Origin of the sequence: Dolomitihabitans soli (assembly GCF_022213955.1) — a bacterium.
Classification (GTDB): domain Bacteria; phylum Actinomycetota; class Actinomycetes; order Streptosporangiales; family Streptosporangiaceae; genus Streptosporangium_A; species Streptosporangium_A soli.
Genome location: NZ_JAKNTW010000023.1, coordinates 90,632 through 103,637, shown reverse-complemented (window position 1 = coordinate 103,637; position 13,006 = coordinate 90,632). Strand labels below are relative to the sequence as shown.

General features: G+C 72.5%; 14 protein-coding genes. 11 read left to right on the top strand and 3 right to left on the bottom strand.

Features of this window, described 5'->3' with window-relative positions; translation table 11 throughout:
• The first annotated feature begins 2 nt into the window (after window positions 1–2).
• Genes MBA17_RS34605 through MBA17_RS34565 form a run of 9 tightly spaced genes read left to right on the top strand, consistent with a single transcriptional unit; the run spans window position 3 to window position 9,326 of the window.
• Complete coding sequence (locus MBA17_RS34605) at window positions 3–1,619, top strand: ABC transporter substrate-binding protein (RefSeq protein ID WP_238501596.1); 1,617 nt, start codon at window positions 3–5, stop codon at window positions 1,617–1,619.
• 4 nt (window positions 1,620–1,623) lie between these two features.
• Window positions 1,624–2,595: an ABC transporter permease gene (locus MBA17_RS34600; RefSeq protein WP_238501595.1), complete on the top strand. Its 972-nt coding sequence runs from the start codon at window positions 1,624–1,626 to the stop codon at window positions 2,593–2,595.
• A complete protein-coding gene (locus MBA17_RS34595) occupies window positions 2,592–3,413 on the top strand; it encodes an ABC transporter permease (protein WP_238501594.1) in 822 nt (273 codons plus the stop codon). The genes MBA17_RS34600 and MBA17_RS34595 overlap by 4 nt, the downstream gene beginning before the upstream one ends.
• Complete coding sequence (locus MBA17_RS34590; protein WP_238501593.1) at window positions 3,410–4,378, top strand: ABC transporter ATP-binding protein; 969 nt, start codon at window positions 3,410–3,412, stop codon at window positions 4,376–4,378. Before MBA17_RS34595 ends, MBA17_RS34590 begins: the two co-directional genes overlap by 4 nt.
• Window positions 4,375–5,112: an ATP-binding cassette domain-containing protein gene (locus MBA17_RS34585; RefSeq protein ID WP_238501592.1), complete on the top strand. Its 738-nt coding sequence runs from the start codon at window positions 4,375–4,377 to the stop codon at window positions 5,110–5,112. The genes MBA17_RS34590 and MBA17_RS34585 overlap by 4 nt, the downstream gene beginning before the upstream one ends.
• A gap of 29 nt (window positions 5,113–5,141) precedes the next feature.
• Window positions 5,142–6,128: a P1 family peptidase gene (locus MBA17_RS34580; protein WP_238501591.1), complete on the top strand. Its 987-nt coding sequence runs from the start codon at window positions 5,142–5,144 to the stop codon at window positions 6,126–6,128.
• Window positions 6,125–6,778, top strand: a complete 654-nt coding sequence (locus MBA17_RS34575; RefSeq protein ID WP_238501589.1) for an FMN-binding negative transcriptional regulator — start codon at window positions 6,125–6,127, stop codon at window positions 6,776–6,778. Before MBA17_RS34580 ends, MBA17_RS34575 begins: the two co-directional genes overlap by 4 nt.
• Window positions 6,775–7,842 carry a C45 family autoproteolytic acyltransferase/hydrolase gene (locus MBA17_RS34570; protein ID WP_238501587.1) on the top strand — a complete coding sequence of 356 codons (1,068 nt, stop codon included), beginning with the start codon at window positions 6,775–6,777 and terminating at the stop codon, window positions 7,840–7,842. Before MBA17_RS34575 ends, MBA17_RS34570 begins: the two co-directional genes overlap by 4 nt.
• Window positions 7,827–9,326: an aldehyde dehydrogenase family protein gene (locus MBA17_RS34565; protein ID WP_238501585.1), complete on the top strand. Its 1,500-nt coding sequence runs from the start codon at window positions 7,827–7,829 to the stop codon at window positions 9,324–9,326. Before MBA17_RS34570 ends, MBA17_RS34565 begins: the two co-directional genes overlap by 16 nt.
• Before the next feature lie 204 nt (window positions 9,327–9,530).
• Here the strand turns inward: MBA17_RS34565 and MBA17_RS34560 are convergent, their stop codons facing one another.
• From MBA17_RS34560 to MBA17_RS34550, 3 genes are read right to left on the bottom strand one after another with little or no spacing between them, the layout of a single operon-like run.
• Window positions 9,531–10,325 (bottom strand): ABC transporter permease, encoded by a 795-nt coding sequence (locus MBA17_RS34560; protein WP_238501584.1) that lies wholly within the window; start codon window positions 10,323–10,325, stop codon window positions 9,531–9,533.
• Complete coding sequence (locus MBA17_RS34555) at window positions 10,322–11,053, bottom strand: ABC transporter ATP-binding protein (RefSeq protein WP_238501583.1); 732 nt, start codon at window positions 11,051–11,053, stop codon at window positions 10,322–10,324. The genes MBA17_RS34560 and MBA17_RS34555 overlap by 4 nt, the downstream gene beginning before the upstream one ends.
• Window positions 11,050–11,412: a hypothetical protein gene (locus tag MBA17_RS34550; protein WP_238501582.1), complete on the bottom strand. Its 363-nt coding sequence runs from the start codon at window positions 11,410–11,412 to the stop codon at window positions 11,050–11,052. Before MBA17_RS34550 ends, MBA17_RS34555 begins: the two co-directional genes overlap by 4 nt.
• A 55-nt stretch (window positions 11,413–11,467) precedes the next feature.
• On the opposite strand from MBA17_RS34550, the gene MBA17_RS34545 reads away from it, so the two are divergent.
• Both MBA17_RS34545 and MBA17_RS34540 read left to right on the top strand, forming a co-directional pair.
• Complete coding sequence (locus tag MBA17_RS34545; protein WP_238501581.1) at window positions 11,468–11,869, top strand: GntR family transcriptional regulator; 402 nt, start codon at window positions 11,468–11,470, stop codon at window positions 11,867–11,869.
• A complete protein-coding gene (locus tag MBA17_RS34540; RefSeq protein ID WP_238501580.1) occupies window positions 11,866–12,933 on the top strand; it encodes a DUF1648 domain-containing protein in 1,068 nt (355 codons plus the stop codon). The genes MBA17_RS34545 and MBA17_RS34540 overlap by 4 nt, the downstream gene beginning before the upstream one ends.
• The last annotated feature ends 73 nt before the right edge of the window (window positions 12,934–13,006 follow it).

Here is a 13,006-nt window from a genome sequence, read left to right as displayed (position 1 = left end):
CCATGCGTCACCCATGGCTGGCTTGCAGTCTCACGGCTCTGGCGGTGATCACCACGGCCTGCGCTCCCGGCGCGACCGCGCCCACCGCCGCCGCCCCCGAAGCCGAACCCGGATACGCCGCCTCCGCCGACGGCGCGCTTCCCGCGGGCGGCACGCTGAACCTCCAGGTCCACGTGGACACGGGCGCGGCGAGCGGGCTCGACCCCCAGCTCGCGGACGTCGCTTCGTCGTGGCAGGTGATGTCGCTGGTCTACGAGACCCTGGTCACAGTGGGGCCCGACTTCACGGTCCAGCCACTGCTGGCCGAGAGCTGGGAGACCCCCTCGCCCACCACCTACGTCTTCAAGCTCCGTGACGACGTCGTCTTCTCCAACGGGCGGCGGATGACCGCCGACGACGTGGTGGGGAGCCTGAAGCGGCTGCTCGACTCCAAGTCGGTCTGGCGCGGCCAGCTCGGCCCGGTCAAGTCGGTGACCAAGAGCGGAGAGCACGGCGTCAAGATCACCCTGGACACGCCGTACACCCCGTTCCTGAGCGCGCTCGCCAACGTGCCGGCGGCGGTCCTGCCCATGAAGGAGGTGCGTGACGGCTCGGTGGATCCGGCGGTGAAGATGGTCGGCACCGGCCCGTTCACGGTCGAGGACCACCGGCAGGACGTGTCGTGGAGCTTCAGGAAGAACGCGAAGTACTGGGCTCCGGGCAAGCCCGCGCTGGACGCGGTGAACATCACGGTCGCGCCCGAGGAGACGGCGCGGATCGCCGGACTGCAGAACGGCGGCGCGTCGCTGGCCACGCTGGGCAACGTCGACTCGGCCGGCATGCTCGCGGGCGCCGCCAACGTCGAGGTCGTCACCCAGGCCACCACCGACTTCTACTACCTGATGCTCAACACCAAGGCGGCGAGCTCGAAGTTCGCCGACCCCCGGGTGCGCCAGGCGATCAACATGGCCATGGACCGCGGGCAGATCGCCGACGTGGCGGTCGGCGGGCAGGGCAAACCCACCGGCGCGACCCCGGCCGGCCTGCCGGGCGCCTGTGACCCGGCCCGCCTGCCCTCGGCCACCGGCGGGCCCGAGGGGGCGAAGAAGCTGCTCGCCGCGGCGGGCGTCCGGGACCTGTCGTTCACGCTCAGCATCTACTCCACCGAGCCCGCCCCCGCCGTCGCGCAGGTGATCCAGCAGAACCTCCAGCAGGCCGGGATCAAGGTGAACATCGAGCAGATGGACGAGGCGAGCTGGGCGGGCAAGGTCTACGGCAAGGCGCCCGCGACGTTCGACGCGGCCCTGTCGTGGTTCGCCGGGTACGCCGACCCGGGCATGGTGGCGAAGTGGTGGAACCCGGACGTGGCGGGCTTCAACTCGGGCTTCATGAAGTCCGACAAGGAGCTGAACGAGCTGATCGACGCCGCCAACACCGTACCCTCCGGAGCCGGGCGGACCGAGGCCCTGGCCAAGGTCTGCGCCAAGGCGGACACCGACGCGCAGATGATCCCGCTGGTCACCCGCCCCGCCACGATCGGCTACCGGAGCGACGCGCTGAGCCCGAGCCTCTACGCCACCGAGGGGTACGGCAACGCCCTGCGGCTGATCGCCGACACCCGGGCGAAGGCGGTCCGGTAAAGCCATGCGCCTGGCATTGTGGTGGTCCGGCCGGGCCCTGAGCTCCGCGGCCACGCTGCTCGGGGTGTCGATCCTGATCTTCGCGGCCGTCCGGATGATGCCGGGCGGCTTCGCGGAGACGATCCTGGGGCCGTTCGCCACCCCGGAGCAGAAGGCCGAACTGGCCGCGCGCTATGGGCTGGACCAGCCGGTCTTCATGCAGTACTGGCACTGGCTGACCGCCGTCGCCGGCGGTGACCTCGGCACATCGATGATCAGCCGTGAGCCCGTGTCGCTGGAGTTGCTGGCCCGGCTGCCGGTGACCGCCGAGCTGACGATCCTCTCGGTCGCCGCCGCGATCCTGCTCGGGGTGCCACTGGGCGTGCTGACCGCCGTACGCGCCAGACCGGACGGCGGCGCCGCGGTGGGACGGCTGCTCAGCGGGCTCGGGGTCAGCGTCCCCGAGTTCGTCCTCGGCAGCCTGGCGGTGTTCCTCTTCTCCCGTTACGCGCTCGGTCTGAGCGTGGGCGGGTACGTGCCCGTCACCGTCGATCCGGCGGCCAACCTGCGCTCGATGGTGCTGCCGGCGGCGGTGCTCTCGATCTTCGCGATCTCCGCCACGGCCAGGACGACCAGGGACGCCGTGCTGGGCGTACTGGTCGAGCCGTACGTCACGGCCGCGGTCGCGCGGGGCGAGTCGCCGTGGTTCATCATCACCCGCCACATTCTGCGCAACGCGGCGGCCCCGGTCGTCACCCTCACCGCGACGATCACGGCCTACCTGCTCGGCGGGGCGCTCGTCGTGGAGTACGTGTTCAATCTGCCCGGCATCGGGTCCTACGTCGTCCAGGCCGTGGGGCGGCGCGACTACGCGGTGGTGCAGGCGGGGGTGCTGCTGGCGGCGGCCGTGTTCATCGTGATGAACGTGCTGGTCGACCTGATGGTGGGGACGCTCGACCCCCGGCTCGGCGTCACCGCGAAGGGAAGGCGCGCATGAGGAGACCACTTGACCTGCTGTCGAAGGGTGGCCTCGGCTGCCTCCTGGCGCTGGTCGCCTTCGCCCTCGGCTCCACGGTCGACCTCGCGGGCGACCCGGACGCGATCGTCGGCCCCCGCCTGGCGCCGCCCGGCCCGGAGTGGTGGATGGGCACCGACAACCTCGGCCGCTCGATGCTGCCCCGGGTGATGGAGGGAGTCGGCACCACGCTGCTGCTGTCGTGCACGGCCGTCCTGCTCACGGCGGCGGTGAGCGCGGCGTTCGGCATTCTCGCGGGCTACCGGGGCGGCTACCTGAACGAGGTGGTGCTGCGCCTGGTGGAGGTGTTGTACTCCTTCCCCGCCATCGTGCTGGCCGTACTGGTCGCGGCGGTGCTGGGCCCCGGGCAGTTCGCCGCGCTGGCCAGCATCGTTCTGGTGACGATCCCGCTGATGACCCGGCTGGTGCGCGCCGCCGCGGTGGGCGTGTCCCAGCGCGACTACGTCACGGCGGCGGTCATCAGCGGCGCGCGGCTGCCCCGTATCCTGGGCCGCCACGTGCTGCCCAACGTCGCGGGGACCATCGCGGTCCAGGGCACCTACGCGTTGTCCGTGGGCATCTCGGTGGAGGGCGGCCTGAGCTTCCTCGGGTTCGGCGTACAGCCGCCGCAGGCGTCGCTGGGCGTGCTCATCCGGCAGGGCGGCAGTTACATGATCGCCGCGCCCTGGCTGATCATCGGTCCGGGCACCGTCCTGGTGGTCGCGATCCTGGCGATCAACGTGTTCGGCGACGGGCTGCGGGACCGGCTCGAACCCAGGGAGACGAGGTCACTGACATGAGCCCCTTGCTGGTCGTGGATCGGCTCGCCGTCGACTACCGGGCGAACGGCCGCACGGTCCGCGCCCTCGACGGCGCCGACCTGGAGGTGGCGGCGGGTGAGACGGTCGGGATAGTCGGCGAGAGCGGATCGGGCAAGTCCACCCTCGGCGCCGCGATCGGCAGGCTGCTGCCGCGTACGGCCCGCGTCGACGGCGGCGTGATCCGGGTCGCGGGCGAGTCGCTGTTCGAGCTGGCGCCCGCCGACCTGCGGCGGGTCCGCCGCGAACGGCTCGGCTTCGTCTTCCAGGACCCGATCGCCTCCCTCGACCCGACCATGCGCGTCGGCAGGCAGCTCACGCTGGTGCTCGGCCGGGGAACGGGTTCCGGCGACGTCGCCGCCCACCTCGACCGCGTCAAGCTGGACGCGCGGACCGCGCGCTCCTACCCGCACGAGCTGTCCGGCGGCATGGCGCAGCGGGTGGCCATCGCGATGGCCATGGCGGGCGAGCCGGAACTCCTGGTGGCCGACGAGCCGACCGCCGCGCTGGACAGCCAGGTCCGCGAGGAGGTGCTCGACGTGGTGTTCTCCCTCGCGGCCACCACCGGCACCGGCATCATCTGGCTGAGCCACGACCTGGCGGCCGTCGCCCGCCGCTGCTCCCGCGTCGCCGTCATGTACGGCGGGCGGGTCGTCGAGCAGGGCCCGGCCGCCGAGGTGCTCGGCCGCCCCGCGCACCCCTACACCGCCGCGCTGGCCGGATCGGCCCCCGCCACCGCGGCGCGCGGCACCCGCCTGGAGCCGGTACCCGGCCGGCCGCCGATGCTGACCGGCCCGTCCGACGGCTGCTCGTTCGCGCCGCGCTGCGCGTTCGTGATCGACCGCTGCGCCCACGAGCGGCCCCCGGCGGTCAGGGTCGGCGACCAGGACGTACTGTGCCATCGCGCGGGCGAGCCGGCCACGATCGGACAAGGAGCGACCACGTGATCCTCGAACTCGACCAGGTCACCGTGACCTTCTCCACGGGACCCCCGCTGCGGCGGCGGGCCCTGCACGCGATGCGCGACGTCTCGCTGCACGTCGGCGAGGGGGAGACGCTGGGGCTGGTGGGCGAATCCGGCTCGGGGAAGACGACGACCGGCAGGGTGGCGCTCGGGCTGCGGCGTCCCACCTCGGGCACGGTCAGCTTCGAGGGCCGCCCCTTCGGCCGCCGCCGCCGCGAACTGGCCGGGCGGATGCAGGCCGTACTCCAGCATCCGCACTGGTCGCTCAACCCGAGGATGCGAGTGGGTCGAAGCGTCGCCGAGCCGTTGGTCGTGCTGGGGCGGGCGGAGCGGGGCGAGGTGCGCGAAATGCTGGAACAGGTGGGGCTGGAGGCGGAGCTGGCCGATCGCTACCCGCACGAGCTGTCCGGCGGGCAACGGCAGCGGGTGTCGATCGCGCGCGCCCTGATCACCCGGCCCGGGTTCATCGTCTTCGACGAGGCCGTCAGCGCCCTGGACGTCTCCGTGCAGGTGCAGATCCTCAACCTGATCAAGGACCTGCAGGCCGATTTCGGGTTCAGCGCGCTGTTCATCTCCCACGACCTCGGCGCCGTCCGCTACGTGGCGGACCGGATCGCCGTCATGCGCGGCGGCGAGGTCGTCGAGACCGCCGACACCGAGACCTTCTACACCTCCCCCGCCCACGACTACTCGAAGCAACTCCTGCGAGCCCTGTGACCTCGCGGGATCCGACCCTTGGAGACCATGTGACCAGCCACCTCGCGGCCGTGTCCGCCTTCGCGCCGGACGTCGCCGCCAACGCCGGCACACCGCTCAAACCACAGCCCAGCCCCGGACGCGGCAGCGTCCGCTTCGACTTCCCCGGCGTCCTGGTCGGCACCGCGGAGTACGGCGAGGGCCCGACCGGCTGCACGGTGGTGCACGTCCCCGCCGGAGCCAGGACCGCCGTGGACGCCCGGGGCGGCGCGGTCGGGCTCAGCGGCGGCTACGACTTCAACCACGCGATCTGCCTGGCCGGCGGCTCGGTCTACGGCCTGGGCGCGGCGGCGGGAGTCGGCGAGGAACTGCTGGCCCGGACCCGGAACCGGGTCCGGTGGGACCACCTGTGCCTCGTCTCCGGCGCGGTCATCTACGACTTCTCCGCGCGCGACAACGCGATCCACCCCGACGCCGAGCTGGGCCGCGCGGCCTTGCGCGGCGCTGTAGAGGGCGAGTTCCCGGTCGGCAGGTGCGGCGCGGGCCGGAGCGCCACGGCCGGCAAGACCGACTTCGCCAGGGCGGAGTTCACCGGCCAGGGAGCCGCCTTCGCCACCTTCGGCGAGGTCAAGGTCCTGGTCGCGACCGTGGTCAACTCCGTGGGCGTGGTGGTCGACCGGGACGGCTCGGTCGTGCGCGGCAACTACCACGCCGGGGCGGGCGAGCGCCGGCACCCCAGCGCCGACTACGCGGCGGCGATCGGCGGCCCCGGTCCGGCCACCGCCGTCAACGGCAACACGACGCTGACCGTGCTGGTGACCAACGCCAGGCTGGCCGACCGCGAGCTCACCCAGCTCGGCCGTCAGGTGCACAGCTCGATGCACCGGGGCATCCAGCCCTTCCACACCGAGACCGACGGCGACGTGCTGTTCACGATGACGACCGACGCGGTGGACCTGACCGGCATCAAGCCGACCGGCCTGGGCACGCTGGCCTCCGAGGTCGCCTGGGACGCCATCCTGAGCAGCGTGGCATGAGGATGCACACCTTCCAGCGCTTCGCCACCGAGGACCCGCGGCACGCCGTCGACCTGGTGCGGGAGAACCCGTTCGCGATCGTCGTCAGCGCCGGGGACGGGGCTCCCGTCGCCACCCACCTGCCGGTGATCATCGAGTCTCCCGTCGAGACCACCTTCGTCGGCGCGACCCTGCTGGGCCATCTGGCCAGGATCAACCCGCACTGGCGGTCGTGGGAGGACTCGCCGGAGGTGCTCGCGATCTTCACCGGGCCGCACGGCTACGTGTCGCCGACCAGCTACGCGACCGACCCCGCCGTACCGACCTGGGACTACGCGGCGGTCCACCTGACCGGCACGGTGGAGCTGATCACGGATCAGGACGGCGTGCTCGGCGTGGTGGGCGAGACCGTGCGGGAGCTGGAGTCGGCGCGGTCTCCCTCCTGGGGTCCGACCCCGGCCTCGCGGGAGGTGTTCGACAGGCTCGCCCCCGGCGTGGTGGCGTTCCGGATCCGGGTGCGGACCGAGCAGAGCCTGTTCAAACTCAGCCAGGACGACGACGACCGGACACGCGGACGGGTGCGCGACGACTTCGCCGCCGGGCCGTACCGGAATCCCGAGCTGGCCCGGCTGATGAGCCGGGTCGATCCGCGAGGCGGCGAGCGCGTATGAGTTTTCCCGCATTCACCTCGACGGAGATCGGCCCGAACGCGCGGGGCAGGGAGTTCGGCGCGCGGTGGCGGACGGCCGTGGCCGCCAACCTGACCGGCTACCTGGCGCTGTTCGAGGCCGGCGGCGCAGGCGAGGCACGGTTGCGCACCTGGGGCGAACAGTCCCTCGACCGTACGGCCGGCTGGGCGCCCGCGCTCGCCGAGGAGATCACCGGGATCGCCGCGGGGGCCGGCCTCGATCCCTGGCAGGTCTCCGTGCTCAACGCTCGCACGGAGATCCTCGCCGCGCTGCGGACCGGCGGCGAGGGCGAGTGCTCGACCTCCGTCGTGCTGCCGGGCGGCGGACGGCTGCCGCGCACCATCCAGACCTGGGACTGGCACGACCACCTGAGCGAGGCCCCCGTCCTGTGGGGGTTCGAGCCCCGGCCGGGCCACACCGTCCGCACCTTCACCGAGTACGGCGTGCTCGGCAAGATCGGGGTGAACGGCGCCGGGCTGGGCGCCCACTTCAACATCCTGCGGCACGCCTCGGACCACGCGGACATGGGCGTGCCCGTGCACATGGTGGCCCGCCGGATCCTCGACGAGGCGGCGACCGTCGAGGAGGCCACCGAGATCGCCAGGTCCGCGAGGGTATCGGCGTCCACGGTGATCAGCGTCGTCACCTCCGGCGCGGCGGCGGCCATCGAGGTGTGCCCCGCCGGGGTGGCGGTGGTGCCGGCCGGCCCCGACGGCGTGCTGCTGCACTCCAACCACTTCCTCGACCCCGTCCTCGCCCCCGGTGAGCGGCTGGGCACGGAACGGGCCGGAACCTACGCCAGGCTCGACCACCTGCGCACGCACACCGGCGAACTGGCGGACGCCGATCCGACCCGCAGGGCCCGCGCGATGCTGAGCCACGCCCCGCAGGCCGCTCCGGTGTGCGCGCACGCCGATCCCGCCCTGCCGATGCAGGAGCGCTGGACGACGCTGGCCACCGTCGCCCTGGACGTCGCCGCCGGGCGCATGCTCGTGCACCGGGGCGGCCCCTGCCAGGTGGAGGCGGCGACATGGCAGACGTTCTGACGACCTCGTACCTCACCGAAGGCAGGGCACCCATGGACCTTCCGCACCTGATCGACGGCCGGTGGGCCGAAGGAGAGGGCGAGGCGTTCACCGACACCAACCCGGCTCGTCCGGCGGAGGTCGTGGCGAGCGGACGTCTCGCCTCGGCACGGCAGGTCGAGGCCGCGATCATGGCGGCGCGCGAGGCCGCCGCCGGCTGGGCGGCCACCCCGCACCACGAGCGGGCGGCCGTGCTGGCCACCGCCGCCGGCCTCATCGACCGGGACGCCGAGGCGTGGGGCCGCGAACTGAGCCGCGAGGAGGGCAAGACCCTCCCCGAGGCCGTGGCCGAGGTCCGCGGCGCGGCACGCGTCCTGCGCTACTACGCCGCGGAGGCCGACCGGGACAGCGGCGAGATCTACGCCTCCCCGCGCCCCGGGGAGAACGTCCTCGTGGTCCGCAGGCCCGTCGGGGTGACGGGCATGATCACCCCGTTCAACTTCCCGATCGTGATCCCCGCCTGGAAGATCGCTCCCGCGCTCAGCTACGGCAACACGGTCGTCTGGAAGCCCTCCACGCTCGTCCCGCTGCTGGCCCTGCGCCTGGCCCAGGCCCTGACGGAGGCCGGTCTGCCCGCCGGCGTGCTCAACCTGGTGTACGGCGAGGCCGAGGCGGGGTCGGCGATCGTCGGCCATCCGGCCGTGGACGCGATCTCCTTCACCGGGTCCACCGAGGTCGGGCGGGCCCTCATCGCCCGCTGCGGCGCACTGGGCAAACCGGTCCAGACCGAGATGGGCGGCAAGAACGCGTCCGTCGTGCTCGCCGACGCCGATCTCGGCCACGCGGCGGAGCAGGTCTGCGCGGGGGCGTTCCGATCCTCCGGGCAGAAGTGCACGGCGACGTCCCGGCTCATCGTGGAGGAGTCCGTCGCCGACGAACTGCTGCGCGAGGTCGCCCGCCGGGCCGAAGCCCTCGTCGTCGGCGATCCGCTCGGCGAGGGCGTGGAGATGGGGCCGCTCATCACCGGGGCCGCCCGTGACCGGGTGTCGGCGGGCGTCCGCCGTGCCGTCGAGGAGGGCGCGACCCCGCTGGCGGGCGCCGAGCCGTACCGGGGCGGGGAACTGGCGGCGGGCTGGTTCGTCCCGCCCGCCGTACTCGACCTGCCGGGGACCGGGGTGGACTTCTGGCGCAGGGAGCTCTTCGGTCCCGTCGTGGGAGCCGTCCGCGCGTCGAGCCCGGAGGAGGCGCTCCGGCTGGCCGACCAGAGCGACCACGGCCTGTCGGCGGCCATCTTCACCAAGGACCTCGGCGTCGCCCTGCGCGCCGTCGAACACATGGAGGTCGGCGTGCTCCACGTCAACTCCGAGTCGGCGGGCACCTTCCCCTGGGTCCCCTTCGGCGGCCACAAACTCAGCGGCTTCGGCCCCAAGGAGCAGGGCCGCGCCGCCCGCGACTTCTACACCCGCACGGTAACGGTCTACCTCGCCCCACCTCACACTTCCTGAGTACGGCAAGCCACCCACCTCACGCATCATGAGTACGGCAAGCCCCCCCGGCGCCACCCGCCGTAGCCACGCAGCGTCCGTGGGCCCACGCTTCTCCGGCGTGGACGGCCGGCCGCCGTATCGACTCGGCCCTTGACCATCCGGGTGGTCGAGGACCCGAGGTCGGTCAACCCTGCCGGGAGGTGCTCATCCACATCTTCCCCGTCAGGTGACGTCGCGGCGGAGGGGGAGGGCGATGGCGAGGGCCGCGGCGACGAGGGTGTAGGCGAGGAGGACGAGTGCGCCCGCGGGAGGGGACAGCAGGCCGGCGCCGATGCCCACGGCCTGGTCGGCGGCGTCGGCGAGGAGGGTGAAATCGGTGAGGGCGGAGGTGGCGCCGCCGGGGAGGAAGGGGTAGATCGTGTTGACGCCGGGGATGAAGAGCAGCAGGCTCTCGCCCATGTAGAGGTAGAAGCCGATCACCGCGAGGGCGGCCACCTGGTTGCGGAGGAGGGCGCCGACCCCGACGCCGAGCACGGTGTAGACGGCCATCGTGACGGCCACCCGCAGCAGGAGCGCGGCCAGGGTGCCCGTGGACACGCCGAGCTGGACCCCGTTGGCGATGGCCCCGGCCTGCAGGGCGACTCCGGCGGACAACGCGGTGACCAGGCCGTACACCAGCCCGGCGACGGCGTAGACGAGGAGTTTGGCGGTCAGGACGCCGCCGCGGCGCGGGGCGAAGAGGAAGGTCGGCGTGATCGTGCCGTGCCGGTACTCCGAGGTCACCGCCGTCGCGCCGAACAACGCCGGAATGATCACCGTCAGGCTGACCAGGCCGAGCACCATTCCGGCGCCCTCGGCGGTCTCCAGACCGGGCAGCGGCGGGTCGGAGTTCTCCGGGCCGATCAGGGCGATCAGCCCGACGAGCCCGCCGCCCACACCGGCGGCGCCCAGCAGGGCCCACTTCCAGGCCGCGGTGCTGAGCAACCTGCGGAACTCGGCTCGGACGAGTGCGATCATCGCGGGGCTCCTTCTGGTCCGGGCGTCGCGTTCGAGGTCAGGCGCAGAAATGCCGCTTCGAGGGTCGAGCCCTCGGGGGTGAGTTCGGCGAGGGTTCCGGTGGCCGACAGGCGGCCGCGTCTGATGACCACGGCCCGGTCGACCAACTGCTCGACCTCGCTCAGCACGTGGCTGGAGACCAGGATCGTGCGTCCCTGGGCGGCGAGCCCGCGCAGGAAGCGGCGCAGCCAGGCGATGCCTTCGGGGTCGAGGCCGTTGCCGGGCTCGTCGAGCAGCAGCACGCCGGGGTCGCCGAGCAGGGCCGTGGCGAGGTTGAGCCGCTGCCGCATCCCGGTCGAGAACCCCCGAGTCGGACGGCGGGCGAACTCGACGATCTCCAGTTGCCGCATGACCTCGTCCACCCGACCAGCCGAAACGCCGATCATGTCGCCATATATCCGCAAATGGTCGCGCGCGCTGCGGCCGGGATGAAACCCGGAGGTGTCGAGGACCGCCCCCACGGTGCGCGCCGGACGCGCCAGCCGGGCGTACGGCACGCCGCCGATCGTGGCGGTGCCCGAGGTGGGCGTCACCAGGCCGAGGATGGCCCGCATGGTGGTGGTCTTGCCCGCGCCGTTCGGCCCGAGGAAGCCGGTGACCATGCCCGGCTCCACCCGGAAGCTGAGATCGGTCACGGCCTCCACCGCCCCGAACCGCTTCGTCAGCCCGCGCACCTCGACGAGAGTCATGCCCGCACCCCCTTGAGGGTCCGCACCAGCGCGGCGGCGTCCGGAGTGCTGATGATCAGCTCGTCGAACGGCAGCCCCGAGACGGCCCGATCCACCTCGACCCGCAGGCCGGGCACATCGTGCCGCGCCGAGACGAGTTGCCTGATTCCCACCCCCAGGCCCCAGACCCCGACCTTGAGAACACCGGACACGGAGATCCCCGACCGGGCGCCCCGGACCGCCCTCAACGGCCGTTCGACCAGGTCAGCCTCCCGTACGGCCCGCATCGGCACCTGCACGTCGCCCCGCCTGGCGAACAACCGCTCCCATCCCTCGAACCTGACCACGAGCATTCCCCGGTCGATGATCACCGCTGCCATCTCGCACCTCCTTGGCTATCTGTTATACGACATCTATATCAGATAGACTTCCGGCGTGCTACTGACGATCGACCTCGACAGCGAGGTGCCGATTTACCAGCAGATCCGCGACCGGGTGGTCGAGGCGATCGCGAGCGGCGACCTTGAGGCCGGATCCGCGCTGCCGTCCACCCGGCAGCTCGGCGCCGACCTGGCGATCAACTTCCACACCGTGAACAAGGCGTATGACCTGCTCAGGCAGCAGGGCATCATCCGGATCAACCGGAAGAGCGGCGCGGTGGTGCGGCGCGACAGGCGGTCGGGGCCGCCGGAGCCGGGGATCGCCCAGGAATGGGAGGAGCGGTTGCGCACCCTCCTCGCCGAGGCCGTCGTGCAGGGCATCCGGCCGGACGAGGTGCTCGGCAGGAGCAGTGCCGTGCTGGAGACGTTCGCGAGCAGTGAGGAGCTGCCGACATGATCATGCAGATCGTCCACGTCGTCCTGGTCACGGCGGTGGCGTGGATGGTGCCCAGGCTGACCAGGCCCGAGCTGCCGTTCGGGGTGCGGGTGCCGCCCGGCCGGGTGGACGATCCGGCCGTCACCGGGCACCGGGCGGCGTACCGGCGCAGGGTGGCGCTGCTCGGCGCCCTCGCGGTGCCGGTCACGGCGGTCCTGACCACGACGGTCGTGCCGACCGCGCTGACACTCGCCGACGCCCTGCTCTACTACACCGCCTACCGTTCGATCCGCGCCGCCAAGCACGAAGGACGCTGGTACGCAGGGGAGCGACAGGCGACCACCGCCGACACCACGCTGCGCACCGACCCGATCCGGGTCCCGTGGCCCTGGCTGGCGCCCGCCGTCCTGCTCCTGCTCGGCACCGCCGCCACCGGCGCCTGGCAGTACGGCAGGCTGCCCGCGACCCTGGCCACGATCGACGGGTTCGGCATCGACACGGCCCAGCGGGAGCCGACCACCCTCGGGAACGCCTTCGCCCCCGTCATCGCCCAGCTCGCGATCACGCTGATCATGCCCCTCGTCGTCGTCTCCCTGCTGCGCGCCCGTCCCGACCTGGACGCCGCGGACCCCGCGGGCTCCGCCCGCCGGTTCCGGGTCTACCTGGGCGGCGTGGCACGGCTCTCCTTCTTCACCACCGCCTGCCTGAACCTGAGCATGCTCCTCGTCGTCCTGGGAGTCTGGGACCTCCTGCCCCTGCCCGCCGTCGTCCCGCACCTCCCGTGGGTCCTCGCGCTCGCCGCCTGGCTGGGCTTCGAGATGCGCGTCGGCCACGCCGGTCACCGACTGCCCGCCGCGGAGGGAGCGGAACCCGCGCGGTACGTGCAGCGGGACGACGACAGGTACTGGCATCTGGCAGGCCTGATCTATCTCAACCGGGATGACCCGGTGATCTTCGTCCACCAGCGGCTGGGCGTCGCCTGGACGATGAACCTCGGGCACCCCGTCACCTGGGTCACCCTGGGACTTCTCGCGGTTCTGCTGCTCCTGGCCGCCACCGGCGTGATCGACCTGCCGGCACGGTGACAGGTGATCCCTCAGGTCGAGGGCGCCCGGACCGCCTCGGCGGCACCGTTCGCGCGACACGGACAATGAAGAT

What these genes read in the sequence shown, in the direction of transcription:
- MBA17_RS34595 (WP_238501594.1), top strand. Translation starts at nt 2,592, where the DNA reads ATGAGGAGACCACTTGACCTGCTGTCGAAGGGTGGCCTCGGCTGCCTC.
- MBA17_RS34555 (WP_238501583.1), bottom strand. Translation starts at nt 11,053, where the DNA reads ATGACTCTCGTCGAGGTGCGCGGGCTGACGAAGCGGTTCGGGGCGGTG.
- MBA17_RS34550 (WP_238501582.1), bottom strand. Translation starts at nt 11,412, where the DNA reads ATGGCAGCGGTGATCATCGACCGGGGAATGCTCGTGGTCAGGTTCGAG.
- MBA17_RS34605 (WP_238501596.1), top strand. Translation starts at nt 3, where the DNA reads ATGCGTCACCCATGGCTGGCTTGCAGTCTCACGGCTCTGGCGGTGATC.
- MBA17_RS34570 (WP_238501587.1), top strand. Translation starts at nt 6,775, where the DNA reads ATGAGTTTTCCCGCATTCACCTCGACGGAGATCGGCCCGAACGCGCGG.
- MBA17_RS34600 (WP_238501595.1), top strand. Translation starts at nt 1,624, where the DNA reads ATGCGCCTGGCATTGTGGTGGTCCGGCCGGGCCCTGAGCTCCGCGGCC.
- MBA17_RS34565 (WP_238501585.1), top strand. Translation starts at nt 7,827, where the DNA reads ATGGCAGACGTTCTGACGACCTCGTACCTCACCGAAGGCAGGGCACCC.
- MBA17_RS34590 (WP_238501593.1), top strand. Translation starts at nt 3,410, where the DNA reads ATGAGCCCCTTGCTGGTCGTGGATCGGCTCGCCGTCGACTACCGGGCG.
- MBA17_RS34560 (WP_238501584.1), bottom strand. Translation starts at nt 10,325, where the DNA reads ATGATCGCACTCGTCCGAGCCGAGTTCCGCAGGTTGCTCAGCACCGCG.
- MBA17_RS34540 (WP_238501580.1), top strand. Translation starts at nt 11,866, where the DNA reads ATGATCATGCAGATCGTCCACGTCGTCCTGGTCACGGCGGTGGCGTGG.
- MBA17_RS34575 (WP_238501589.1), top strand. Translation starts at nt 6,125, where the DNA reads ATGAGGATGCACACCTTCCAGCGCTTCGCCACCGAGGACCCGCGGCAC.